Origin of the sequence: Rhizobium phaseoli (genome assembly GCF_010668805.1) — a bacterium.
In the GTDB taxonomy this organism is placed as follows: Bacteria; Pseudomonadota; Alphaproteobacteria; order Rhizobiales; family Rhizobiaceae; genus Rhizobium; species Rhizobium phaseoli_A.
Genome location: NZ_WUFT01000067.1, coordinates 1 through 469, shown reverse-complemented (window position 1 = coordinate 469; position 469 = coordinate 1). Strand labels below are relative to the sequence as shown.

Annotated in this window: 1 pseudogene; it reads right to left on the bottom strand. The window is 64.0% G+C overall.

What is annotated here, in order from left to right:
* Positions 1-469 (bottom strand): annotated as a pseudogene (locus tag GR197_RS31405) (Zn-dependent hydrolase); the annotation flags it as partial.

Genomic DNA, 469 nt, shown 5'->3' with positions numbered 1-469 from the left:
ACTTCGCTGTCTTCGTGATGACGCTGATCGACGGTGAACGACACTTCGCCTGCAATCGTGTTGCGCGACGCATTCCTGATGCCGACCTGCCCGATCGTCACGAGCCCGCGCGGCGCGTAGCGTTCGACGATGCGCTCCAACTCCGTCGCCATCTGCGCGCTCGCAAAGTAAGCATCCTTGCGATACGGCATCGGCGTCGTGCCCGCATGCGCGGCCATGCCCGTCACCGTGACATCGAGCCAGCGGATCGCCTGGCCGCCCGTCACGACGCCGATGGTCGTGCCGTTCGCTTCGAGCACGGGGGCTTGCTCGATATGCGCTTCGAAATACGCATCGACGGTCTGGCCTTTAACCGCGCGTGCGCCGCGATAGCCGCTCTTTGTCAGTGCATCGGCGAGCGTGATGTGATCGGCGTCTTCCTTCGCCAGCGCGTCGTCGAGCGACGTGATACCCGTGAACACCGCAGAAC